A 22,708-nucleotide genomic window follows, 5' to 3' on the forward strand; every position below is an offset into this window, starting at 1 on the left:
CGATGCCCGACCGGTTCCAGTCTCTGCCCTGTCAGCCGCGCATCAGGCCGCGCTGGCCGAACAGGGGTGAACGGCCGGCAGCGGGATTGCGGCCGCCGTAGTACTTCGCGACGCAGGCGACTTCCTCGGTCGATCCGAAGACCAAGGGAACGCGCTCGTGAATGCCGGTGGCGCTGATGTCGAGGATGCGGTTGGCACCGTCCGTGGCGGCGGCTCCGGCCTGTTCCATCAGCATCGCGATGGGAGCTGCCTCATAGAGGAGGCGCAGACGACCCTGGGCATAGCCTTTCCGGTTGTCGCCGGGATACAGGAACACTCCGCCGCGGATGAGAACCCTCTGGGCGTCCGCTACCAGCGAGCCGAGCCAGCGCATGTTGAAGTTCTTGTCGAGGGGGCCGTCAGCGCCGGCCAGACAATCCTCGATATAGGCCTTGACCGGCGTGTCCCAATGACGGGCATTCGAGGCGTTGATTGCGTATTCCTTGGCTGTCGCCACGACTTCGATCCGCGGGCTGGTAAGGCGGAATACGCGCTCGGCCCGATCGAGGGTGTAGATTTGCGTGCCGAAGCCCAGGGTAACGACAAGGGACGTCGCCGGACCGTAGGTGACGAAGCCGGCGGCGAGCTGTGCCGTGCCGGGTGTCGTGAAGGAACCGGCCGGATTATCCGGGGTGGCGGCGACCGGACGGATGCCGAAGATCGACCCAACCGCCATGTTGACGCCGATGTTGGAAGAGCCGTCCAGGGGATCGATCGCGACGGCAAGGGGGGCGCCCGCGTTCAGGAGCATGATCCCCTCCGCCTCCTCCGAGGCAACCTCCGCCACCGGCGCACCGCGCAGAGCCTCGGTGAAACGCTCGTGGGCGAGGACGTCGAGGGCCTTCTGAACGTCGCCGTCGCTATTCTGCTCGCCTTGCGCAGCGAGATCGCCACCGCCCAGGGCGCCGCGACCGATGACCTCGCTCACATCCACGGCCGCTTCGGCGCAGGCCGCGATCACGGCCGCCACATCGGTCAGGGCCGGATTGGCCGCAACGGCCTGAGCGAGGCATGCATCGAGACGAGACCCGATCTCCAGAGACCCCAACGACATCGGCTCACGTCCTCTTCATCGACCTGCCGGGAGAACCCGGCCATTCAGCGCCCAACCCGGCATCAAGCTTCCACGGCCTGATAGCGCCCTTTGCACGATAGCGCTGCCATCAACCAGAGCGCCAGACGGGCAATCCCCGTGCAAAGAAGGAATTATGAAAAAACTTGCGGGCAGTTCCAAAAAAACTAAAAACGGCGAATGCGCAACCTCTCGCTCAAGCAACTCCAGGCCGTCGCAGCGGTCGCCCGCCTCGGAACGATGACCCGCGCGGCCCAGGAACTCAACGTCACCTCGGCGGCGCTTTACGCGCGCATCCGCCAGCTCGAGGAGGAGGCGGGGCTGCTCCTGTTCGACCGCACGCCGACGGGCCTGAAACCCACGGATGCCGGGCGCGAAATGCTCTGGGCAATCGACAGTATCAACACCGTGCTCGAGACCTGCGCCGACAAGCTCCAGACCCTCAAGGGCGGGAGCGGCGGCCGGGTCGCCATGGGGGTGGTCTCGACGGCCAAGTACTTTACGCCTCAGATCATCGCCGGCTTCGTCGCGCGCTTTCCAGCGGTGGAGATCAACCTCGTTGTCGGCAATCGCGGCGCCATGGTCGAGGCCCTGCGCAACTACGAGATCGACTTCGCGATCATGGGCCGGCCGCCCCGCGATTTCGCGATCGAGGCCGAGATGTTCGGCGCGCATCCGCTCGTCATCATCGCTGCGCCAAACCATCGCTTCAGCACGCGCACCAATCTTACGCGGGCGGATCTGGCCGAGGAATCCTTCCTGGTTCGCGAGGAAGGGTCCGGCACCCGCACGGTGTTCGAGGAGTTCATGTCGGGCATTATGATTCAGCGCGCGAAGCTCGGAATCGATTCGGGATCGAACGAGACGATCAAGCAGGCGGTGATGGCCGGACTCGGTATCGCACTCATCTCCGCCCACACGGTAGCGGCCGAGGTTGAAAGCGGTCGCATGATCCTGCTCGACGTGCAGGGATTGCCGATCCGTCGCGACTGGTACGTGGTCCGCCGCGCCGACAAGGTGCTGGGTCCGGCGGCGGCGGCATTCTGGGATTTCACGGTGAAGGAAGGCGGACGGAAACTGCCGCGTCTGGCGCTGTCGCCAGCCGTCAGCCCGGTCACCGCGGAGTTCGAGGCGTGAACGAGAGCGGGATCGTCATCATCGGTGCCGGTCAGGCCGGCTTGCAGGCGGCAGCCTCCCTTCGGGAGTCGGGCTTCGACGGACCGGTGACGATGATTGGCGACGAGCCGATCCTTCCCTATCAGCGACCGCCGCTCTCGAAAGCCTATCTGGCTGGCAAGGTGGACGCCGCCGGCCTGTTCCTGCGTGCACGCGAGTTCTATGTGGAGCACCGCATCGACTGCGAGACCTCGTCCATGGCGGTCTCGATCGACCGTGGAGGGCGCCGAATCCGCCTCGGCGATGGACGCGAGATTGCCTACGATCATCTCGTCCTCGCCACAGGTTCGCGGAACCGGCCTCTTCCCGTATCGGGAGCCGAACTTACGGGCGTCTACCAGTTGCGCTCGATCACGGATGCAGATCGAATCCAGGAGGCCATCGGCGAGGCGCGCAACATTGCCATCGTCGGTGCGGGGTTCATCGGGCTCGAATTCGCCAGTATCTGCGCCGCGCGTGGTCTTTGTGTCACCGTCATCGAAGCCGCCGACCGACCCATGGCGCGGGCCGTGTCCGAACCCGTCGCCGCTTTCTTCCGAGAGACTCACGAGAAAGCCGGTATCCGCTTCTTGTTTGGCAGCGGCGTCCAGGCCATCGAGGGCCGCACCGGTCGGGTCGAGGCCCTCCGCCTGTCCGACGGCACCGCGTGCCCGGCGGATCTGGTCCTGATCGGCATCGGTGTGCTTCCGAACCAGGAGCTCGCAGCCGAGGCGGGGCTCCGTGTAGAAGACGGCATCGTCGTCGATCCTGTCCTCGTCACCGACGATCCGTCGATCTCGGCTATCGGTGATTGCGCCAGGTTTCCAACACGTTTCGCCGCGCATGGCGTAGCGCGCGTAGAATCCGTCCAAAACGCGATCGACCAGGCACGTTGTGTCGCCGCCCGCATCGCCGGACGCCCGGCGCCCTACGATGCCGTCCCGTGGTTCTGGAGCGATCAGGGCGGACACAAACTGCAAATGGTTGGGTTGCCATTGCCAGGCGATGTTTCGGTACGGCGCCCGACCGCCGGAGGCTTCGCGGTGTTCCGCTATCGCGATGCATACCTGACAGGAATCGAGACGGTGGATTCGGCGACCGAGCACATGGCCGCCCGCCGGATCATCGCGCGCGGCCTTTCACCGACGCCAGATGAGGCCGCCGATCCCACGTTCGATTTGAAGGCTCTCGCCATGGGACGAGGCGGCGCGTAACGCATTCGCTCAGTGCCGATTCCCGGAGCCCCAAAGGTTTCCTTTGCGGACTTCAGTGATCGTTTTCGGTGGTCAGCGAGGAGAGCCGCGTACCTTCGTCTCCGCCCTTAGCGCGTAGGCTGACGCCGTTCTCGCGCCCCTCGTGAAAGACGATGCCGGCGCTCATCAGAGCACTTCTCAGCGCCTCGATCTGCCCCGAGGCAGGATCGTTGGCTCCGCTCTCGAAATCCTTCACATCCTGCTCTGCGAGTCCGACCCTGCCAGCAAGATCCGCTTCCGACCAGCCCAGCATCCCGCGGGCGGCCCGCGATTGCGCAGGGCTCATCGTATTCAGCCCTGATCCACCACGCCCGCTCTCGTCCAGTCCCGACACGAAAACTCTCCCCTTCCTCGGCGGCGCTCCACCTGCCGCAGCCTCTAAGCTGGCTTAACGAGACTGGCATCGGGATAGTTCACGTACAGCAAGCATGGAACGTCGTTTAGGAGGGGATGATCATGAAATCTCGCCGCCCGCAGTCTTGACCATATTTGTGCTGGAATCTTATCCGATGGGCGGTTGCACCCTGTCCACGCGACGCATCGGCCGACGCCGACCCTGGTGTGTGGCGCACGGTCCAAATGATCACGCCTCGAAACCGGGGTGAGGCGCGCGACGACGCGAGTTCGATTGATGATGACGAAGGAGGGCCTGACGATGAGAGCGATGCTGTTCGCCGTGATGGCTTTTGCCGCGACGGCAGGGATGCCGATGACGGAGGCAATGGCGCAGGGATCCAACGTCACGGGTTTCGGCAAGGACAATCGCGAGAAGCCAGAGAAGAAACAGTATGTTCCGGCCGCCAAGGCTCAGGAAAAGATGTTTCCCCTCGACGCGACTTGGACTGCCGTGAGCCTGAACGGCAAGCCGTTCAACGGCACCGACCGGCCGAGCTTCATCATCGACAAGCAGTATCGCGCACGCGGCTACGGCGGGTGCAACACCTTCGCCGCCACGGCCTTCCCCCTGCGCGAGCAGCATCTTGCGGTCGGCCCCCTCGCCTTGACGAAGAAGCCTTGCGACAAGGGTACCGGAGCGAGCGAGCAGGATTTCTTCATCGCCCTGCGAACCGCTGCCCAATGGGACCTCGTAGGCTCGCAGCTGGTGATCAAGAGCCAGAAGGGCGAACTGAAGTTCGACCGCGCGCTCTAAATCTCTGCGCTTGACCGGCAATTGCCGACCATACCGTCCCTCGTGAAAACGCGGGGCGGCAAGACACCCACTTTTTACGGCTCGTCTAACGGGCCGTAGAGCGGGCCATGAGAGATTTCCCCGGGGCTGGCAGTGTCGTGACAGTCTGCGACCTGCTTCAGCGACTACTGCTGATGCCAGCTGCCCCGCACAGCCGAGCCATGAGCCCTGCGACCACCGGCGGTGCAACTGGATCGCCCGGACGAAGCGCCTCCCATGCTCTCGGGAATCGGCATGCAGACAGGCACGGGCCCGGGCGCGCGGGTCGTTTGGCATCTCGGCTAAACCTCCGAAGTCTTCGGGTCTGGAAGAGCCGTCGCAGAGAATGAGACCGGGCCGGGCCGGGCCGGGCCGGGGCCAGTACCGACTCCGTCGCAATCGTCAGCCTCTCTTTAAGATCGCATTGACGACGATCCAAGGTCGCGGCTTCAGCTTTACCCCTCGTTGAATGCCCCTGTCGCTTTCTGCCCATCACGGCTGAGCGCAGGGGACGCGAAATGGTGAAGCGGCTTGAATGGGCGACCGGCAGTATCGTCCGGCATGGCGTCTCCGAAGAGATGATCTACACTTGCTCGCCGAGCCTGCATCCGGCCGCATTCCGGATCGCATTGTCGGCACCGCTTTGTGCGACTTTTCTCGTGCTCTCCGCGATGATCCTATTTTCGTAGGCGCCGCCTCTTCGCCACCTTGGCTGGGGCGCGACCGAGCAGATACTTCACGGGACGGGATAGAAGGCGGCGCCGGAGAACAATGTCCCACAGACAACGCATAAAGCAAATGAAAATGTCTACTGGCAACACTCGCACTTGACGACAGAGAAGATTTGTCTTTGCGTTAAGTCTATGAGCGATTGCTTCGCCTAGGACGACGCGATATCCCGGCGCGCACCGTGTGCAAGGTCGATCGACGCCTGCACAACGCATAAACGCCGCTCAGGAGATTTCGTCATGGCCGACACCAGCCCCTCGCAGTCCCGCAAACCCGGCCACGGCCATATCTACGGCTCGATCACGGAGACGATCGGCAACACGCCCCTCGTCCGGCTCAACCGGATCACCAAGGAGCGCGGCGTCGATGCCGAAATCCTGCTGAAGCTCGAGTTCTTCAACCCGATCGCGAGCGTTAAGGATCGTATCGGCGTCAACATGATCGATGCCCTCGAAGCCTCCGGCCAGCTGAAGCCCGGCGGCACGCTGGTGGAGCCTACCTCTGGAAATACCGGAATCGCCCTGGCCTTCGTGGCGGCGGCGCGCGGCTACCGCCTGATTCTCGTCATGCCCGAGACCATGTCCCTGGAGCGCCGCAAGATGCTGGCCTTCCTCGGCGCGGAACTGGCCCTCACGCCCGGTCCGCAGGGCATGAAGGGAGCGATCAGCAAGGCCGAGGAGCTTCTCAACGAAATCCCCGGCGCGATCATGCCGCAGCAATTCTCGAACCCGGCGAATCCCGAGATCCATCGCAAGACGACAGCCGAGGAGATCTGGAACGATACGCAGGGCCAACTCGACGCCTTCGTCGCCGGTGTCGGCACGGGCGGAACGATCACGGGCGTGGGCTCCGTGCTCAAGCCTCGCCTGCCGAACCTCAAGGTCATCGCCGTCGAGCCGACGGATTCCCCGGTGATCTCCGGCGGTCAGCCTGGTCCACACAAGATCCAGGGAATCGGCGCCGGCTTCATCCCGGGCAATCTCGACCGTGAGGTCATCGATGAGGTCATCACCGTATCGAACCAGGAAGCTTTCGACACGGCGCGGCTCCTCGCCAAGCTGGAAGGTATTCCCGGTGGCATCTCCACAGGCGGCAACGTCGCTGCAGCGCTGAAGCTGGCGGCACGTCCGGAATTCCAGGGCAAGCGCATTGTTACCGTCGCGTGCTCCTTCGCTGAACGTTACATCTCGTCCGCGCTCTTCGAAGGGATCTGACCTCTTCTTGGACCCATCCCGATCATCGGCGCTCCCTCACGGGAGCGCCTTTTTTCTGCGCGTCGTCCCCCGAAGGGAGTGAGCTCTCCAAGCGTCAGGCAACCTCACGAGCGTTCGACAGGTTGAACCTCCAACATTGGAGGAAACCATGAGCAACGAGCAACGCGAGCGCCCCTCGCTGAAGGATTTCGACGCTTACAGCGATCGCAATGGACAGGGTCTCGGCCAGGACGATGCCCGCGACATCGGTACTCCCGCCCGGACCCAGCACGACCTGAAGAGCGATCCGTCAGGCCAAGCCGAAGCTGCGCGCATCGCTTCCGGCACACCGCGCCAGGACGCCACCGAGGCCACCGAGGCCGAGACGCCACCAGAGAACCTGCGCCATATTGGCGATGCTTCCCAGACGAGCACCGTGTCGGAGGCTCTCGACCGCGCGACCGCACCGGTCGGCAAAGATTCGGAGGACGGCGCGTGAGCGAGAAGGATAATCCCACCGATGCAGCGACGCGCAAGCCCGACGACGATGTCGGCTCGCAGGGTGCACCCGCCGTCGGGGGCGGCCGACAAACACCCGAACAGGAGGCAGCGCGCGATCAGGGGGCCGGTGGCGTCACAGATGCCGAGCGTAATCAGAACTGGAACGAGGCCGGCGGTCAGAAGGGTCGAAACCCGGCGCCGGTAGGCGGCTCGTCTAACGGGCAATCCGATCGCCGGCAGGATTGAAGATCACTCGAGAAGGTGGGCAGTCATGAGCGAGACCGAGAGCAACACCGCAAAGAATACGGGTAAGCCAGCCAATTCGGCCCCCGACGCCGTCATGGATCCCAATGAAAAGACCGACGGCAAGCCGGGTGAGGGGCCCACGCCCGGCAAAGGTTCAAAGGGCGGCACGACACCCGACGACGAGACTGATCCGGGCGGGGGTTGAGAGTTGGTGTCTTCCTTCCGCTTTTCGCAGCATAGCACGAGCGAGCTATAGGTTTCGTTCGGTGTGGCGATCCAAGTCGGCCCGCCGTTTCGAACGGTCGATTGTCGGATGTCGATCTCCTGATACGATGCGCGACAGGGAGATACATCCATGGCGACCACTACAGCCTCACAGGTTGAGCTTTCGATCTATGATCGGGACCTCGACCGGAATCCGGCGAACTATCAGCCGCTGACGCCGCTGAACTACCTGGACCGTTCGGCGCGTGTCTTTCCCGAACATATCGCCGTCATTCATGGCCCTCTGCGCCGAACCTATGCCGAACTGTATGCACGGAGCAGACGACTTGCTGCCGCACTGACGGCGCACGGTATCGGACGCGGGGACACGGTCGCCGTCATGCTCGCCAACACGCCCGAAATGATCGAGTGTCATTACGGGATACCGATGAATGGCGCCGTGCTCAACACCTTGAACACCCGCCTCGATCCTGCAGGTCTCGCCTTCTGTCTCGACCACGGCGAAGCCAAGGTATTGATTGCGGATCGTGAGTTCAGTCGCGTCGTTAGTGCCGCCCTGGAACGGGCGGGAGTGAGCCCACTGGTCATTGATGTCGACGATCCGGTCTATACCGGGGACGGCACGATCCTCGGGCAGATTGGCTACGAGGCGTTTCTTGAAAAAGGGGATCCGGCACAGGACTGGGCCATGCCGGCGGACGAGTGGGATGCGATCTCGCTGAACTACACCTCCGGCACGACGGGCGACCCTAAAGGCGTGGTCTATCACCACCGCGGTGCGGCCCTTCTCTCGCTCGGCAACGTCATAACCGGTCAGCTCGGGCAGCACCCTGTCTATCTCTGGACGCTGCCCATGTTCCACTGCAATGGCTGGTGCTTCCCGTGGACGTTGTCCGTCGTCGCTGGCACCCATGTCTGCCTCCGGCAGGTCAGGGCGGGCACACTCTACGCGGCACTGGCGGAGCACGGTGTCACCCATCTGTGCGGGGCGCCAGTCGTGATGCAGCTTCTTCTGAATGCGTCCGAGGACGAGCGTCGCCCCCTCCCCCGCCGGGTCGCCTTCCTCACGGCGGCTGCGCCCCCGCCACAGGCGGTGCTCGCTGCCATGGGCAAGGCTGGCTTCGACGTCACGCACCTCTATGGCCTTACCGAGACGTACGGCCCCGCAGTCGTGAATGCTTGGCATCGCGACTGGGACGCTCTTGATGACGAGGCGAAAGCGGCCAGGATGGCGCGACAAGGCGTGCGGTACCCTGTGCTCGAAGGCTTCGACATCCGAGACCCGGAGACCTGCGAATCCGTACCCTCCGATGGTGAAACCATGGGCGAGGCGATGTTTCGCGGCAATGTGGTGATGCGTGGCTACCTCAAGAACCCCTCCGCCACTCAGGCTGCCTTCGCCGGTGGCTGGTTCCGCTCTGGCGACCTCGGAGTGAAGCATCCTGACGGCTACATCCAGCTCAAGGACCGATCGAAGGACATCATCATCTCAGGCGGCGAGAACATTTCCTCCATTGAGGTCGAGGATGCTCTGTTCCGCCACCCCGCCGTCTCGGCCGCCGCTGTAGTGGCGCGACCCGACGAAAAATGGGGCGAGACCCCGATGGCCTTCGTGGAGCTCAAAGCTGGCGCGACCGTGGAAGCCGATGCTCTGATTGCCTGGTGTCGCGAACGTCTCGCTGGCTACAAGCTGCCCCGCAAGATCGTTTTTGGCGAGCTCCCCAAGACCTCGACCGGCAAGGTGCAAAAGTACCTCTTGCGAGAGCGGGCGAAGGAAGAGTGAAACCTATATCCACTCCAGCCTCTCATGTTGGAGTCCTCGTATGTTCCCACCTCACGATCGGGGAAGGCGAAACGGCATCGAGGCGAGCCCTGTTGGCAGTATGAACGGAAAAGGCCGGGCGATGCCCGGCCTTTTCGTTTCTCTTCGAATGCGTAGCGTTTTACGCGACGCCGCCCGAACGCTCGAAGCGCTTGCGCTCGTTGGGATCGAGGTAAGTCTTACGCAGGCGGATCGACTTCGGCGTGACTTCCATCAGCTCGTCGTCCTGAATCCAGGCCAGCGAGCGCTCGAGGGTCATGCGGATCGGAGGGGTGAGGCGCACGGCCTCGTCCTTCGAAGTGGTACGGATGTTGGTGAGCTTCTTGCCCTTGAGCACGTTCACCTCGAGGTCGTTCTCGCGGTTGTGCTCGCCGATGATCATGCCCTGATAGACCTTGGCGCCGGGCTCGATCATCATCGGGCCGCGATCTTCCAGGTTCCACATGGCGTAAGCCACGGCCTCGCCCTTGTCGTTCGAGATCAGCACGCCGTTGCGGCGGCCGGGCATCTCGCCCTTGTAGGGCTCGTAGGCCTTGAACAAGCGGTTCATGATCGCGGTGCCGCGCGTGTCTGTCATGAGCTCGCCCTGGTAGCCGATGAGGCCACGGGTCGGCGCATGGAAGACGAGGCGCAGGCGGCTACCGCCCGAGGGCCGCATCTCGATCATCTCGGCCTTGCGCTCAGACATCTTCTGCACGACGACGCCCGAGTATTCCTCGTCCACGTCGACCACGACCTCCTCGACCGGCTCGAGGACATTGTCGTTCTCGTCCTTGGAGAGCACCACGCGAGGACGCGACACGGCGATCTCGAAGCCTTCGCGGCGCATGGTTTCGATCAGGATGGCAAGCTGCAACTCGCCGCGGCCGGAGACGAAGAACGAATCCTTGTCGGCCGCTTCCTCGATCTTGAGCGTCACATTGCCCTCGGCCTCCTTGAACAGGCGGTCGCGGATCATGCGGCTCGTGACCTTGTCGCCTTCGGTGCCTGCCAGGGGCGAATCGTTGACGATGAAGGACATGGTGACGGTGGGCGGATCGATCGGCTGGGCCTGGATCGGGGTCTCGACCTGCGGGTCGCAGAAGGTGTCGGCCACGGTGCCCTTCACGAGGCCGGCGATGGAGACGATGTCGCCCGCCTCGCCGATGTCGATGGGTGCGCGCTCCAGGCCGCGGAAGGCCAGGATCTTCGAGACGCGGCCGGTTTCAACCAGCTTGCCCGTACGATCCATGACCTTGATGGCCTGGTTCGGCTTCACAGTGCCGGACGCGATGCGGCCGGTGATGATGCGACCCAGGAAGGGATTGGCTTCGAGCAGGGTGCCGAGCATCCGGAACGGACCCTCTTCGACCTTGGCCTGAGGTACATGCGTGAGCACGAGGTCGAAGAGCGGCGCCAGACCGTCTTCCTGAGAACCATCGGGGGACGTCGCCATCCAGCCTGCGCGGCCCGAACCGTAGAGGATCGGGAAATCGAGCTGGTCGTCGGTCGCATCGAGAGCGGCGAAGAGGTCGAACACCTCGTTGACGACTTCCGTGATGCGAGCGTCCGGACGGTCGACCTTGTTGATCGCCACGATCGGCTTCAAGCCAATCTTGAGCGCCTTACCGACCACGAACTTGGTCTGGGGCATAGGACCCTCGGCGGCATCGACGAGCACGATCACGCCGTCCACCATCGAGAGGATACGTTCCACCTCACCGCCGAAATCGGCGTGGCCGGGGGTGTCGACGACGTTGACGCGGGTATCCTTCCAGACGACCGAAGTCGCCTTGGCCAGGATCGTGATGCCACGCTCCTTCTCGAGGTCGTTCGAGTCCATCGCGCGCTCTTCGACGCGCTGATTGTCTCGGAACGATCCCGACTGGGACAGCAGCTTGTCGACGAGTGTCGTCTTGCCGTGGTCGACGTGGGCGATGATGGCGATGTTGCGAAGCTTCATAAGGTATCCGGAAGCGAGTAGAGCCCGTCACGCGACGGGCCGCAGGAATGCGGCCGGCAGCGCCGGGTCACGGGATCGAGCTATCGCGTCGCAATATAAGGTGTAGAGCGTTCCGGCAAGGGGTGTGACTGCGTGTCTGCCTCTCATCTCGCGCCGCCGCCTCTCAAGATCGCCCGGAACCCGTCGAACGGCACCTATCCCACCGGATACTTATCCGTACGGGAATAGGGTGAATCCGGGTCGGCGCACGATCGCGCGGATTGGCGTATCGCATCGGAATGAGACGGCGGTCGAAGGAGCGTTCCGTCATGGATCATCGAGGCGAAGCGAGCATTCTGATAGCGCCTACGCATCTGCCCCATGGGCGCCGGGCTCTCCACCCGACGCATAAGCGGCCATGATCGCGGCGAGTAAGCCAGGGAAACGTGCGTTCACCTCCGCGCAGCGCGAATGGTTTCGCATCTCGACACCGCGACGCTCGCACCGGATCAAGCCGGCTTCGCGCAGTACCTTGAAATGGCTGGACAACGACGATTTCGGAATCGTCCGGTCTCCGACACCCGACAGCGCCGAGCAGGCCTCAACGCAGCCCGCCGTTGCGATTGCGGCGAAGATCGCTGCCCGGCGGGGATCCGACAAGGCGTGCAGGATTGCCTGTGGCTGGACGTCCTCAATCGCCGGGTGAAACAGCGGCCTCATATTTCATCCATTTGGGGCTTGACCTTCGCTCCATTAGTTCCAAATTTCCGAACTATGGAACTAAGGCCAACCAGTCCGAGCCGGTTCCCGTCGAAGGATAGCACATATGTCGAAGCTTGACGGAAAGGTCGCCGTAGTGACCGGCGCATCGAAGGGCATCGGTGCCGCGATCGCCAAAAATCTCGCACAGCACGGTGCCGCGATCGTGGTCAATTACGCCTCGAGTAGGGCGGGTGCCGACGCCGTTGTCGAGGCCATTGCGTCAGCTGGAGGCAAAGCTATCGCGGTGAAGGCCGATGTCTCCAAAGCGGAAGAGGCACAGGGGCTGATCGAGGCGGCGGTAAATCAGTTCGGCCGCCTCGACGTGCTGGTCAATAATTCCGGCATCTATGAATTCGCGACGATCGAGGACGTGACCGAAGAGCATTATCGCCGTCTCTTTGACGTGAATGTGCTCGGCGTATTGCTCACGACCCAAGCGGCAGTGAAGCATCTTGGAGAAAACGGAAGCATCGTCAATATTTCTTCGGCCATCACCCATGTCCATACACCGGCCGCCGGGGTTTATGCCGGAACCAAGGGGGCATTGAACGCTATCTCGGGCGTGCTGGCCAACGAGCTCGCGCCACGCAAGATCCGGGTCAATGTGGTTAGCCCCGGCTTCGTAGTGACCGAAGGCACCCATACGGCCGGAGTCGTCGGTTCCGACATGGAGGCCGGCTTCATCGCGCAGACGCCGCTAGGCAGGGCGGGCCAACCGGACGACATCGCCGGGGTGGTCGCGTTCCTCGCCTCAGACGATGCCCGCTGGCTGACCGGCGAGGTGATCACCGCCAGCGGCGGCATTCGGTAAGCACGACACAACGCCCGCGCGCTTACAATCGGGTACGCGCGGGATCGGTGAGCGCGATGTCGTCGCCTACCTCACATGCTCGAGCGGTTCGGTCCCGCACCACTCGGCCATAAACAACGCAATGGCTTTGGTGATGCGCTTCACCGAGGCGAGGCTCACGCGCTCGTCGGAGCCATGGATGTTCTCGCTGATCGGCCCATAGCAGAGGGCCGGAACCCGGTCGTAGAGTGCGTGGACGCGGGTATCGAGATAGCTCGGTGACATGAAGCTCTGAAGATCGACGCCCACGGCCCGCTTGTGAGCGGCGGCGAGTACGGCCTCGGCCTCCGAGCCTTCGTCTAACTCGTAGCCTTCCGCGAAGAACCCGTTGAAAGCCACCACCGGTGGCGACTTTGCCAGGAACGGATCGGATCGGGCGAAAGTCGCCACCGCAGATTCAATCTCTTCCGCCGCATCCGCCGCCTTCACACCGGGATAAATGGCGATACGGCAATCGATCCGGCACCAGGCGGGGACGGAAGACGCCCAGTCTCCGCCCTCGATCCGGCCGACATTGAGGTTGATCGGATGGGCCTCGCCTTCGAAATGGCGGCGGCCTGCCTTACGGGCATTCCAATTCCCTTCGAGTTCGCGCAAGGCACCGATCACCCGATAGGTGGCATCGATGGCGTTGGCGCCAGCACCCATCTCGCGAACATGGACCGGCGTGCCCTGCACCTCGACCGTGAACCACAGCACGCCGGTATTGGCCCGCACGAGCTTCTCGTCCTCCGGCTCGGGGATCAGCACGGCATCGGCGCGGTAACCGTGCAGATGTGCCATGAGAGCTCCATTGCCCGTGGATTCCTCCTCGACCACGGACTGGATCGTGACCGTCGCCGCCGGCTGAAGTCCAATCCTCCTAAGTGCATCGAGGGCGAACAGGTTGGCGGCGTGGCCGGCCTTCATGTCGGCGGCACCTCGGCCGTACATCCAGTCGCCACGTATCACCGGATCGAAGGGCGGCTGGCTCCAGAGGTCGAGTGGGCCCGGTGGCACCACGTCGACATGGGCCTGCAGAATCAGGGAGCGTCCCGTCTCGTGGCGAGGCCGGTGAATGCCGACAACGATGGGCGCATCCGAATGTCCCGGTGCAATCCTGCCTCCGCCGGGATGCGCGGCGAGGGCCGCAGAATCCATGCGGATCCGCTCCATGGCATAGCCGCGTTGCTCCAGGCACCGGAAGACATGGTCCTGAATCGCGTGCTCGGCGCCACGCACCGACCCGAACCGGACAAGGTCCTGGATATGGGCGACCTGATCGGCAAATCCCTGTTCGACCGAGGCGGAGATGCGATCCGCGAGAGCGGGGTCGAGCGCCATGGATACTCCTCGTGAAAGCCTGTCGGGCAACCCTTCACATAGGCCTATCCGGACGGTCGGAAAATCGGCCCCGGTTCAGACGAAGAACGCGGTGGCCATGGCGAGGGGAAGAGCGGCGATGGCTGCCGGACGGATCCAGGCCGGACGATAAGACATCAGCGCCACGACGATGAGCGCCGCCCCGGTGAGCGAGCCGAGCCATTGCACCGGACCGAAATTCCAGTCCGCCGTGACGACGGCGGCCGCGAAAGCCAGGGCGATGAAAAGCCAGCCCGCCACACGGAACGCTGTGTCGCGCCGCCGGGAGGGGCGCCCGTGGAACAGGGTCCGGCCATGCCGGTCCATGCTCAGGCAGAGGCAGGCGAGGCCGGAGAAGCTCAGGAGGGAGGTGAGGGAGACGGCAAGTGGCGTCATACGCGGGCGAAATCTCCGGTGGTACGGGCCGCTCTCCACGATCCCTCATGGCGCCCGAGCTTTCGCGCGCCGAAGAGGAAAATCAGTGCGAGTGCCACCATGGCGGCGTTGAAACCGAGGAACTCGGTGCGCCATCCCGTCTGTGCCCAATCGACCAGGGGAACGGTCAGGAACAGCAGCGCGGCGGCATAGCTCATCTCGCCCCATGCCTGGCGATGTGGGCGAGCGCGGGAGACCAGGGCGGCGAGGAACCAGGCTGCGAAAAACACGCCACCCTCCCAGGATTCACGAGCGGCCCATCCTGCAGGAATCAGACGGTTGGCGAGGAAGAGCGCCGCCATGCCGATGGGAAGGCCGAGGATCGTACCGATATTGAGGGAATGGACGATGCGCCAACCGAGAGTGGGCTGCACGACCGCCTTCGGCGCCCTTGCCACCGTCCACAGGACGAGGCCGGTGGCGATGGCGGCGCAGCCCATCAGGCCGGACAAGAAGAACAGGATGCGCAGGGCCGGCCCGGCGAAATGCGCCTCGTGCAGGCCGACGAAGCTCGTATAGGCATGCGCCGCCGGCTTCAGCGGCCCGGTCCGTTCGACCACCTCCCCGGTCACCGCGTGGAAGGCGATCTGCGGATGGCGATGGGCGAGCCCGTGGGGCTCCTCGAACACCGCCACCACGGTGGCATTGGCATCACCGGGATTGTTGATCGAGACCATCTCGAGCGGCTCGCTCACCTCGGCCTGGGCGCGGCGGATGAGAGGACCGAGCGGCGCCGGCTCGGCCGGCTTGCCCTCGGCGGCTCGCCAGGCCGGCATCTGACCGGACTCCACGTAGAAGCGTAGCTCGTCGCCCTTGTAGGCGCTCACCATTCCCCACGGCATGTACATGAGCGCGAGCGAGACGATGCCCGTATAGGTGATCATCAGGTGGAACGGCAGCGCCAGAACACCGGTGACGTTGTGCGCGTCGAGCCAGCCGCGCTGGGCGGATTTCGAACGCCGGAAGGTGAAGAAATCGGCGAAGATCCGGCGATGGGTGACGATGCCGCTGATGAGGGCGACGAGCAGGACCATCGCGCAGATGCCGACGATCCAGCGGCCGATTGCCGGGAGCATCTGCAATTCGAAATGGAAGCGGTAGAAGAAGTCACCGCCCTGTGTCGCCCGGGCCTCTGTCGGCGCACCGGTATCCGGATCGAGGAGAGCCTTTCCGAACTCGCCGTCCGGCGTGACCATCCAATAGGCACCGATATATGGCTTGTCGGGCTGCGGCACGCCCACATACCAAGCCATCGCCTTTGGGGCATGGACCTTGAGATACGCGACTCCGAGTTCGGTCGCGCGAACCACGTCGTATTCCGCCTGCGCGCGTAATTCGGGCCGCATCCAGAGAGAGATGTCGGACTTGTAGTAGGTGGCAGTGCCGGTGACGAAGACGGCGAACATCACCCAGCCGGTCACGAGCCCCGCCCAGGTGTGCAGCCATGCCATCGATTGGCGAAAACTCTGCTTCATGCAGGCTGCACCGCGTTGCCGAGGGCGAGCCAGAGACCGGCGCCCAGGCTCAAAGCCGGAAGCGCCAGCCCTATCGCCGCACGGGCGAGGGTGCGGGCGGAGAAGACCCAGATCACCGCACCCGCCATGATCGCGAAGCTCGCCAGGGTGGCGGCAGCAACGGCCTCCGAACGGTCGAGGGGCAAAGTCAGGGACAAGAAGGCCGTGGCAACGGCCGCCAGGGCATAACCGCCGAAGATCGCAAGGAGGGTCCGGCCGGCCACTATCAGGCGGTAGCGACCCTGCGATGGCGGTATACTCGGCTTGGTCATATCCGTCATCGGCGGTCGGCCCCGGTTTGCGAGGAAGCGGGCGCTCCCGGTCGAGGAGCGAATGACAAATGGGCTCAGCAACGCAGCGCCAGCAGATCCGATGGCCTCGGCGTCACGACAGTCGGCATCTTTGCTGAAACGCCGAACACCGAACGCTATACAAAGCCTCGTCTTCCGCGGGCAATCGCTATGTTGTGGAATGATTCCAAGTACGATGCCTGGACGAGCCTGCAGACACGCGAGCGACGGGCAGGCGGCGCTTGCGAGCACGCGCAGCGCGCTTGTAGAACGCTGGCGGTGACGGAGAACCGGGCGCGATGACCGATACGCTCGAGGCTTCCGATAGGGTTAGCACGCGTTGTGCTCTCGCCTGCACGGTGGTCGATCATGCCAGCGTCGCCTTTTGGCAGAATGGGGTTCCACTCATCCGGGACATCACTCTGACCAATGGCGGTGATACCGATCTCGCCGATGTCACCCTCCATATCAGCGCGACGCCGCCGCTGTTCCGACCTACCACCCTGACGATCCAGCGGATAACCGCAGGGGGCGTGCAGCGCATCGATGCACCGGGTCTGCGGATCGATGGAGCGATCCTGGCCGGACTACTGGAAAGCCGGTCCTGTACGGTGACGCTGACACTGATGAGCTCGGGCGAGGAGAGCGAGTTAGCCCGAGAGGAGTTCGACCTGCGGCTCCTGCCGCCCTCGCATTGGGGAGGCGCGGATGCGGCGCCCGAACTGCTCGCGGCCTTCGTCAGGCCCAACGACCCGGCCGTGGACGGCATCCTGCGCTCCGCTGCGGCGATCCTGGAGCGGGCAAGGCGGAGCACCGCCTTCGACGGCTATCGCAGCGGAAGGAAGGCCAGGGCCTGGGAGATGGCGGAGGCGATCCACGCGGCGATGGCGGCCCTGCGGATTACCTACATCCTACCGCCCGCGAGCTTCGAACGCTCGGGACAGAAGGTCCGCGAGCCCGGCGCGATCGTGGAGCGACGGCTCGCCACCTGCCTCGACCTCACCCTGCTCTGGGCCGCCTGCTGTGAACAGGCCGGGCTCCATCCGCTCCTGGTTCTCACCCGCGATCACGCGCTGCTCGGGCTTTGGCTCGTGGACGAGACCCTGCCGGAAAGGGTCGGCGACGACGCCCAGGCCCTGCGGAAACGCCGTGACCTGCAGGAACTGATCCTGATCGAGACCACCGTACTCACCGCCGATCCGCCAGGGAGTTTCGCGGATGCGGTGGCGGCCGGCGCGCGCTTGATCGATGCGGATGCCGAGTCCCCCATGGAGATGGTCCTCGATCTGCGGCGAGCCCGTCTATCCGGCATCTCTCCCCTCGACACAGGCGAGCCCGGCGCACAGGCGCCGGCTCCGGAGATGGCGGCTGCGCTCGTCCAGGCGCTCGGCGCGCCCCCATCCTTCGTCGAGGATATCCCCGCTCCCCGCCTCGATCTGCCCCGTCGCGAGCCCCGCGACCGGCTGGAAGCCTGGAAGCTGCGGCTCCTCGATCTGACCCTGCGCAACAAGCTCCTCAACTTCAAACCGGGCAAGGGCTCGCTGACCCTCGATTGTCCCGAGCCGGGCGCTTTCGAGGATGCCCTCACGACGGGCCGTGCCTTCCGCCTCGTCGCTCGGCCCGCCCCCGAGGCGCCAATCGACGGGTCGGGGCAGGAACGCGGCGAGATCACCGTCGATGTCGGATCGGAGGAAGTGGAGGCGCGCCTCACCGACCTGTTCCGGCTCGCCCGCGGCAGTTTCGAAGAGGGCGGGGCCAACGTGCTCTTCCTCGCCTTCGGCTTCCTCACCTGGACCCGTGGCAACGGCATGCCGCCTGCCCGGGCACCGCTGCTGCTGGTACCGGCGGCCCTGACCCGCGCGAGCGTCCGCGCCGGCTTCCGTCTCGTCCGGCACGACGAGGAGGCGCGCCTCAACCCGACGCTACTGGAGATGCTGCGCCAGGATTTCGACCTCGACATGCCGGATTTCGCCGAGGGCTTGCCGGGCGATGAATCCGGCATCGATGTCGAGGCCGTCTGGCGCATCGTGCGCACCCATATCCGCAACCTGAAGGGGTTCGAGGTCACGACCGAGGTGGTGCTCTCGGTCTTCTCTTTCACCAAATTCCTGATGTGGAAGGATCTGAGCGAGCGGACGGACCTCCTGAAGCGCAGCCCGGTGGTGCGCCACCTCCTCGATACGCCGAAACAGTCTTACGGCGACGGCATGGGCTTTCCCGTGCCGGAACGTCTCGACGCGGAGCATCCGCCTTCCGGCATCTTTACGCCGCTGCTCGCCGATTCCTCTCAGCTCTCGGCGATCCTCGCGGCGGCCTCGGGCAAGGATTTCGTGCTCTTCGGCCCCCCTGGCACCGGCAAGAGCCAGACCATCGCCAACATGATCGCGCAGTGCCTGGCGCTCGGGCGCACGGTGCTGTTCGTCTCGCAGAAGAGCGCCGCCCTGGAGGTGGTGCGCCGGCGCCTCGACGCGGTGGGGCTGGGCGCCTGCTGCCTCGAAGTCCATGCGGCCAAGGCCCAGAAGACGCACGTCATCGCGCAGCTACGCGAGGCCTGGACCGCGAGGGGCGGCGAGAACGTCCCCTGGGAGGACGCGGCCACCGATCTTCAGCGCCGCCGAGAGGGCCTGAACGGCGTGGTTGAGAGCTTGCACACCACACGGGCGAACGGCCTCAGCGCCCATACGGCCATGGCGCGGGTCATCGCCGACCGGCAGGCCGGCCGGGAGGGTCTCAGCCTCGTCTGGCCGAAGGACGCGATTTCAGCGCCCGGCCACCGGGATAGCCTGCGCGCCCAGTGCGGTGAGCTTGCCGCCCTTCGCCCCATCGTCGGGGACATCGCGAACCATCCCCTCCGGGGCATCGGCGCCATCGCATGGTCGCCCCTGTGGCGGGCCGAGATGGTGCAGGCTGTTCCCGAACTCGCCCGCACCCTGCCGGACTTCGCGACATCCGGCCAGCGTCTCGCCGAGGCGATGGGCCTGACGCCCCTCGGCCAGACCTATGACGGCCTGCGCGCGCTGTCCTCCCTCGCCATTGCCCTGTTCCGGCCGGAGGCGCGGATGGGCCTGCGCTTCCTCGGCCCCGGAGGCGCGGCTTTGCGTCAGGCCGTCGAGGCGCGTCGCATCCGACAGGACGAGCTCGCCCGGCTGAACGCCCGGCTCTTCGTCCCCTACGCCTCCTCTGTGTTCGGCAACGACCTCGACCGCCTGCTGGCCGACTGGCGCGAAGCGAAAGCCTCGAACTTCTTCCTGCGGGGGCGGCGCCTCGGCCGGGTCCGCGACCTCCTCGCCCCCTTCGCGCAAGGGAACGCACCGGAGGATATCGGGCCAGACCTCGTCACCCTCGCCGAGATCAGGGCCCTGCAGGCGACAAGACCCGCTCTGACGGAAGTTCTAGAGAGCGCTACCGCGGAACTCGGGCATCCCTGGTCGGATCCAGCGACCCCCGCCGACCTGTTCACCGCTCCGATAGCCTGGGCGACGCGGCTCGCACCGGTCATCACCGCCGTGGCGCCGCTCGTCGGAGGCCCGGACATCGTCCGCGCGAGGCTCGCCGCGTTCCTCGACACCGAGGATCGCAGGCTCGAACCTGGCGGCAGCCTGGCCTTGGCAAAGGAGGATTTCACGACGCGGAGAAGCGCTGCCGTGAAGGCGATCGAGACGCTCGGGCGTCTGGCCGGCAGGGCCAAGCCCGACCGCCCAGTGGAGACGGAGGGCGATTGGGTGGCCGGCACCCTCGCCGTTGCGGAAGGCTGGCGGAGGGCGCTGCCCAAAGCGCAGGCCTGGGCAGGTTGGCAGGTGGCAGCGAGCGCGGCGACGAAGGCGGGGCTCGGGCCGCTCGTCGCCGCGATCGAGGTGGGAACGCTGCAGGACGACGCCATCCTTCCGGCCTTCGAGGGCGCCTATGCGCGCTGGTGGATCGACCATGCCGCCACCGACGACATCCGCCTGCGCGACTTCATGGGCCAGCGCCACGAAGAGGCGATCCGGGGCTTCGGCGAGGCCGATTCCTGGCTCTCCGGCCTCACCGGGGCGGCGGTGCGTGCCCGCATCGGTGGTGGCGTACCGCTCGCCGGTGCCTTCGGCACCGACCCCGAATGGGGCACCCTGGCGCGGGAAATCACCAAGCGCGCCAGGCACATACCCCTGCGCCAGCTCTTCGCGCGGATGCCGAACGCGCTGACCCGCCTGACGCCTTGCCTGATGATGAGCCCGCTCTCCATCGCCCAATATTGGCCGGCCGAGGCGAAGCCGTTCGACATCGTCATCTTCGACGAGGCCTCGCAGATCGCGCCGTGGGATGCCATCGGTGCCATCGCGCGGGGCCGGCAGGTGGTCATCGTCGGCGATCCCGAACAATTGCCGCCCACCAATGTGGGCGATCGCGGCGTCGACGAGATCTCGGACGGCCTCGACGTCGCCGACCAGGAGAGCATCCTCGACGAGTGTCTGGCCGCGCACCTGCCGCAGAGGCGCCTCGCCTGGCACTACAGAAGCCGGCACGAGAGCCTCATTGCCTTCTCGAACCGCCACTATTATCGCGGCGGGCTCGTCACCTTCCCCTCCCCCGTCACCGAGGACCGGGCGGTGCGGCTCCAGCTCGTGGCCGATGGGCTCTACGAGCGCGGCGGGGCGCGGGTGAACCGGCCCGAAGCGCGCGCCCTGGTGGCAGAGGTGGTCGCCCGCCTTTCGGACCCCGCCTTCGCGGCGGAGGAGCGCTCACTCGGCATCGTCACCTTCAATGGCGAGCAGCAGCGCCTGATCGAGAACCTGCTCGATGCCGAGAGGCGGGGTAGGCCGGAGCTGGAGCAGTTCTTCGACGGGCGGATCTGGAAAGAGCCGGTCTTCGTGAAGAACCTCGAGACCGTGCAGGGCGACGAGCGCGACGCGATCCTGTTCTCGGTGGCGGCAGGGCCGGATGCCACGGGCCGGATCACCGGACAGATCAGTTCGCTCAACCGCGAGGGCGGTCACCGACGCCTCAACGTGGCGATCACCCGGGCCCGGCGGGAGCTCGTTGTCTTCGCGTCGATGCGGGCCGACCAAGTGGATCTCGGCCGCGGCAGCGCCCGTGGAGTGCGCGATTTCAAGCACTTCCTCGCCTTCGCCGAACACGGCGCCCGCGCTCTCGAAACGGCGGCCGCGCCGACGGGGGGTGACATCGAATCGCCGTTCGAGGGCGCGGTGATGGCGGCTTTGGCCGCACGAGGCTGGACAATCGTACCTCAGGTCGGGGTTTCCGCCTTTCGAATCGACCTCGGCATCGTCCATCCCGACGCTCCGGGGCGCTACCTCGCGGGCGTCGAATGCGACGGGGCGACCTATCACCGGGCGGCGACGGCGCGGGACAGGGACCGCCTGCGCGAATGGGTGCTCACCGATCTCGGATGGCGCATCCACCGGGTCTGGAGCACCGATTGGTGGAACGATCCGCAAGGAGCCCTCGACCGGCTCGACACGGCGTTGCGGGCCGATCTCGACGCCGACAGGGCGAAGCCGGAGCCGGTCGCGACCGAGCCGGACACTCCCGATATCCCGCAGGTGGAGCCCCCCGGCCTCTATGAACCCGCCGACCTGTCGGGCTTCTCTCCCAATGCCGCGCGCTTCCACGATGTGGCTTACGAGGCCACCCTGGCGGCGATGGCGAGCGAGGTGGTCCTGCGCAAAGGTCCTGTTTTCGCTGACGTTCTCGCCGAACGCCTGCTGCGCGCCCACGGCTTTGCCCGGATCACGGCCCGCCTGCGCCAGCGCGCTTTGGTGGCCGTCGATCCCCGCTGCCCTCATACGAGCGAGGGTGAGCGCATCGTTCTCTGGCCGGGGGGGGGCACCCGCCGGGCCGGTGAGGTTCCGGCCGGCTCAAGGGGATGGGCGAGCCCCCGCCGACATCCCGTTCCAGGAACTCGCCGGCCTCGCCCGCGAACTCGATCCGGCACCCGGCGTCGAGGGGCGGATGGCCGCGCAGCTGGGCCTCGGCCGGATGAGCGAGGCGGTCCGCGCCCGGTTCGCCGAGGCCGCCTCGCTGGCGCGGGAAAGCGAAGCATCGGCCCCGAAATCCGTCGGATGAGACGGGCGGATCGACCGCCACGCGACCCCCGTTTCGACCGCCATGGGACAGGGGTTCCGGCGGTACGCGACGTGAAAAGGCCCCGCCTGGTAAGGCGGGGCCGATGGCGGTGGCGTTGAAGCTGCGAGA

Annotated in this window: 18 protein-coding genes; 10 read left to right on the forward strand and 8 right to left on the reverse strand. The window is 65.4% G+C overall.

Features of this window, described 5'->3' with window-relative positions:
- Positions 1-31: 31 nt before the first annotated feature.
- Positions 32-1,093, reverse strand: a complete 1,062-nt coding sequence (locus ACYQML_RS00875; protein WP_207412228.1) for a class 1 fructose-bisphosphatase — start codon at positions 1,091-1,093, stop codon at positions 32-34.
- Positions 1,094-1,291: 198 nt separating this feature from the next.
- On the opposite strand from ACYQML_RS00875, the gene ACYQML_RS00880 reads away from it, so the two are divergent.
- Both ACYQML_RS00880 and ACYQML_RS00885 read left to right on the forward strand, forming a co-directional pair.
- On the forward strand, positions 1,292-2,248 hold the full coding sequence (locus ACYQML_RS00880; protein ID WP_056434475.1) for a LysR family transcriptional regulator: 957 nt from the start codon (positions 1,292-1,294) through the stop codon (positions 2,246-2,248).
- A complete protein-coding gene (locus ACYQML_RS00885) occupies positions 2,245-3,480 on the forward strand; it encodes an NAD(P)/FAD-dependent oxidoreductase (protein ID WP_461234415.1) in 1,236 nt (411 codons plus the stop codon). The genes ACYQML_RS00880 and ACYQML_RS00885 overlap by 4 nt, the downstream gene beginning before the upstream one ends.
- 52 nt (positions 3,481-3,532) lie before the next feature.
- On the opposite strand, the gene ACYQML_RS00890 is transcribed toward ACYQML_RS00885, so the two are convergent.
- Complete coding sequence (locus tag ACYQML_RS00890; protein ID WP_056434477.1) at positions 3,533-3,805, reverse strand: helix-turn-helix domain-containing protein; 273 nt, start codon at positions 3,803-3,805, stop codon at positions 3,533-3,535.
- A 369-nt stretch (positions 3,806-4,174) separates the two neighbouring features.
- Here ACYQML_RS00890 and ACYQML_RS00895 point away from each other — a divergent pair, with 369 nt between their 5' ends.
- The 6 genes from ACYQML_RS00895 (at position 4,175) to ACYQML_RS00920 (ending at position 9,364) form a co-directional block, all read left to right on the forward strand.
- On the forward strand, positions 4,175-4,669 hold the full coding sequence (locus ACYQML_RS00895; RefSeq protein ID WP_056434721.1) for an META domain-containing protein: 495 nt from the start codon (positions 4,175-4,177) through the stop codon (positions 4,667-4,669).
- Between the two features lie 986 nt (positions 4,670-5,655).
- Positions 5,656-6,630, forward strand: a complete 975-nt coding sequence (cysK, locus tag ACYQML_RS00900; RefSeq protein WP_056434478.1) for a cysteine synthase A — start codon at positions 5,656-5,658, stop codon at positions 6,628-6,630.
- Positions 6,631-6,778: 148 nt separating this feature from the next.
- On the forward strand, positions 6,779-7,108 hold the full coding sequence (locus ACYQML_RS00905; protein ID WP_056434480.1) for a hypothetical protein: 330 nt from the start codon (positions 6,779-6,781) through the stop codon (positions 7,106-7,108).
- The gene (locus ACYQML_RS00910) at positions 7,105-7,356 is read left to right on the forward strand and encodes a hypothetical protein (RefSeq protein ID WP_311276284.1); all 252 of its coding nucleotides are present in this window, start codon (positions 7,105-7,107) and stop codon (positions 7,354-7,356) included. Before ACYQML_RS00905 ends, ACYQML_RS00910 begins: the two co-directional genes overlap by 4 nt.
- A 25-nt stretch (positions 7,357-7,381) precedes the next feature.
- On the forward strand, positions 7,382-7,561 hold the full coding sequence (locus ACYQML_RS00915) for a hypothetical protein (RefSeq protein ID WP_056434484.1): 180 nt from the start codon (positions 7,382-7,384) through the stop codon (positions 7,559-7,561).
- 150 nt (positions 7,562-7,711) lie between these two features.
- The gene (locus tag ACYQML_RS00920) at positions 7,712-9,364 is read left to right on the forward strand and encodes an acyl-CoA synthetase (protein ID WP_056434485.1); all 1,653 of its coding nucleotides are present in this window, start codon (positions 7,712-7,714) and stop codon (positions 9,362-9,364) included.
- 160 nt (positions 9,365-9,524) lie between these two features.
- Here the strand turns inward: ACYQML_RS00920 and typA are convergent, their stop codons facing one another.
- Both typA and ACYQML_RS00930 read right to left on the reverse strand, forming a co-directional pair.
- Positions 9,525-11,345 carry a translational GTPase TypA gene (typA, locus tag ACYQML_RS00925; RefSeq protein ID WP_056434487.1) on the reverse strand — a complete coding sequence of 607 codons (1,821 nt, stop codon included), beginning with the start codon at positions 11,343-11,345 and terminating at the stop codon, positions 9,525-9,527.
- A 345-nt stretch (positions 11,346-11,690) separates the two neighbouring features.
- Positions 11,691-12,044 (reverse strand): helix-turn-helix domain-containing protein, encoded by a 354-nt coding sequence (locus tag ACYQML_RS00930; RefSeq protein WP_461234416.1) that lies wholly within the window; start codon positions 12,042-12,044, stop codon positions 11,691-11,693.
- A gap of 106 nt (positions 12,045-12,150) precedes the next feature.
- Between ACYQML_RS00930 and ACYQML_RS00935 the strand changes: the two genes are divergently transcribed.
- Positions 12,151-12,897, forward strand: coding sequence for a glucose 1-dehydrogenase (locus tag ACYQML_RS00935; protein WP_461234417.1), 747 nt, complete (start codon positions 12,151-12,153; stop codon positions 12,895-12,897).
- 66 nt (positions 12,898-12,963) lie between these two features.
- Here the strand turns inward: ACYQML_RS00935 and ACYQML_RS00940 are convergent, their stop codons facing one another.
- The 4 genes from ACYQML_RS00940 to ACYQML_RS00955 all read right to left on the reverse strand — a co-directional run bounded on the left by ACYQML_RS00940 (position 12,964) and on the right by ACYQML_RS00955 (position 16,507).
- Positions 12,964-14,259, reverse strand: coding sequence for an ArgE/DapE family deacylase (locus ACYQML_RS00940; protein WP_461234418.1), 1,296 nt, complete (start codon positions 14,257-14,259; stop codon positions 12,964-12,966).
- 75 nt (positions 14,260-14,334) lie between these two features.
- Positions 14,335-14,673 (reverse strand): DUF3325 domain-containing protein, encoded by a 339-nt coding sequence (locus tag ACYQML_RS00945; protein ID WP_419951383.1) that lies wholly within the window; start codon positions 14,671-14,673, stop codon positions 14,335-14,337.
- On the reverse strand, positions 14,670-16,187 hold the full coding sequence (locus ACYQML_RS00950; RefSeq protein ID WP_419951382.1) for a PepSY-associated TM helix domain-containing protein: 1,518 nt from the start codon (positions 16,185-16,187) through the stop codon (positions 14,670-14,672). Before ACYQML_RS00950 ends, ACYQML_RS00945 begins: the two co-directional genes overlap by 4 nt.
- Complete coding sequence (locus tag ACYQML_RS00955) at positions 16,184-16,507, reverse strand: iron transporter (protein WP_461234419.1); 324 nt, start codon at positions 16,505-16,507, stop codon at positions 16,184-16,186. The genes ACYQML_RS00950 and ACYQML_RS00955 overlap by 4 nt, the downstream gene beginning before the upstream one ends.
- Before the next feature lie 308 nt (positions 16,508-16,815).
- Between ACYQML_RS00955 and ACYQML_RS00960 the strand changes: the two genes are divergently transcribed.
- Positions 16,816-22,698 (forward strand): DUF3320 domain-containing protein, encoded by a 5,883-nt coding sequence (locus ACYQML_RS00960; protein WP_461234420.1) that lies wholly within the window; start codon positions 16,816-16,818, stop codon positions 22,696-22,698.
- Positions 22,699-22,708: the final 10 nt, after the last annotated feature.

This window comes from Methylobacterium sp. CM6244, from assembly GCF_054817885.1.

What these genes read in the sequence shown, in the direction of transcription:
- ACYQML_RS00875 (WP_207412228.1), bottom strand. Translation starts at nt 1,093, where the DNA reads ATGTCGTTGGGGTCTCTGGAGATCGGGTCTCGTCTCGATGCATGCCTC.
- ACYQML_RS00880 (WP_056434475.1), top strand. Translation starts at nt 1,292, where the DNA reads ATGCGCAACCTCTCGCTCAAGCAACTCCAGGCCGTCGCAGCGGTCGCC.
- ACYQML_RS00890 (WP_056434477.1), bottom strand. Translation starts at nt 3,805, where the DNA reads ATGAGCCCTGCGCAATCGCGGGCCGCCCGCGGGATGCTGGGCTGGTCG.
- ACYQML_RS00895 (WP_056434721.1), top strand. Translation starts at nt 4,175, where the DNA reads ATGAGAGCGATGCTGTTCGCCGTGATGGCTTTTGCCGCGACGGCAGGG.
- cysK (WP_056434478.1), top strand. Translation starts at nt 5,656, where the DNA reads ATGGCCGACACCAGCCCCTCGCAGTCCCGCAAACCCGGCCACGGCCAT.
- ACYQML_RS00905 (WP_056434480.1), top strand. Translation starts at nt 6,779, where the DNA reads ATGAGCAACGAGCAACGCGAGCGCCCCTCGCTGAAGGATTTCGACGCT.
- ACYQML_RS00915 (WP_056434484.1), top strand. Translation starts at nt 7,382, where the DNA reads ATGAGCGAGACCGAGAGCAACACCGCAAAGAATACGGGTAAGCCAGCC.
- ACYQML_RS00920 (WP_056434485.1), top strand. Translation starts at nt 7,712, where the DNA reads ATGGCGACCACTACAGCCTCACAGGTTGAGCTTTCGATCTATGATCGG.
- typA (WP_056434487.1), bottom strand. Translation starts at nt 11,345, where the DNA reads ATGAAGCTTCGCAACATCGCCATCATCGCCCACGTCGACCACGGCAAG.
- ACYQML_RS00930 (WP_461234416.1), bottom strand. Translation starts at nt 12,044, where the DNA reads ATGAGGCCGCTGTTTCACCCGGCGATTGAGGACGTCCAGCCACAGGCA.
- ACYQML_RS00935 (WP_461234417.1), top strand. Translation starts at nt 12,151, where the DNA reads ATGTCGAAGCTTGACGGAAAGGTCGCCGTAGTGACCGGCGCATCGAAG.
- ACYQML_RS00940 (WP_461234418.1), bottom strand. Translation starts at nt 14,259, where the DNA reads ATGGCGCTCGACCCCGCTCTCGCGGATCGCATCTCCGCCTCGGTCGAA.
- ACYQML_RS00945 (WP_419951383.1), bottom strand. Translation starts at nt 14,673, where the DNA reads ATGACGCCACTTGCCGTCTCCCTCACCTCCCTCCTGAGCTTCTCCGGC.
- ACYQML_RS00950 (WP_419951382.1), bottom strand. Translation starts at nt 16,187, where the DNA reads ATGAAGCAGAGTTTTCGCCAATCGATGGCATGGCTGCACACCTGGGCG.
- ACYQML_RS00955 (WP_461234419.1), bottom strand. Translation starts at nt 16,507, where the DNA reads ATGACGGATATGACCAAGCCGAGTATACCGCCATCGCAGGGTCGCTAC.
- ACYQML_RS00960 (WP_461234420.1), top strand. Translation starts at nt 16,816, where the DNA reads ATGACCGATACGCTCGAGGCTTCCGATAGGGTTAGCACGCGTTGTGCT.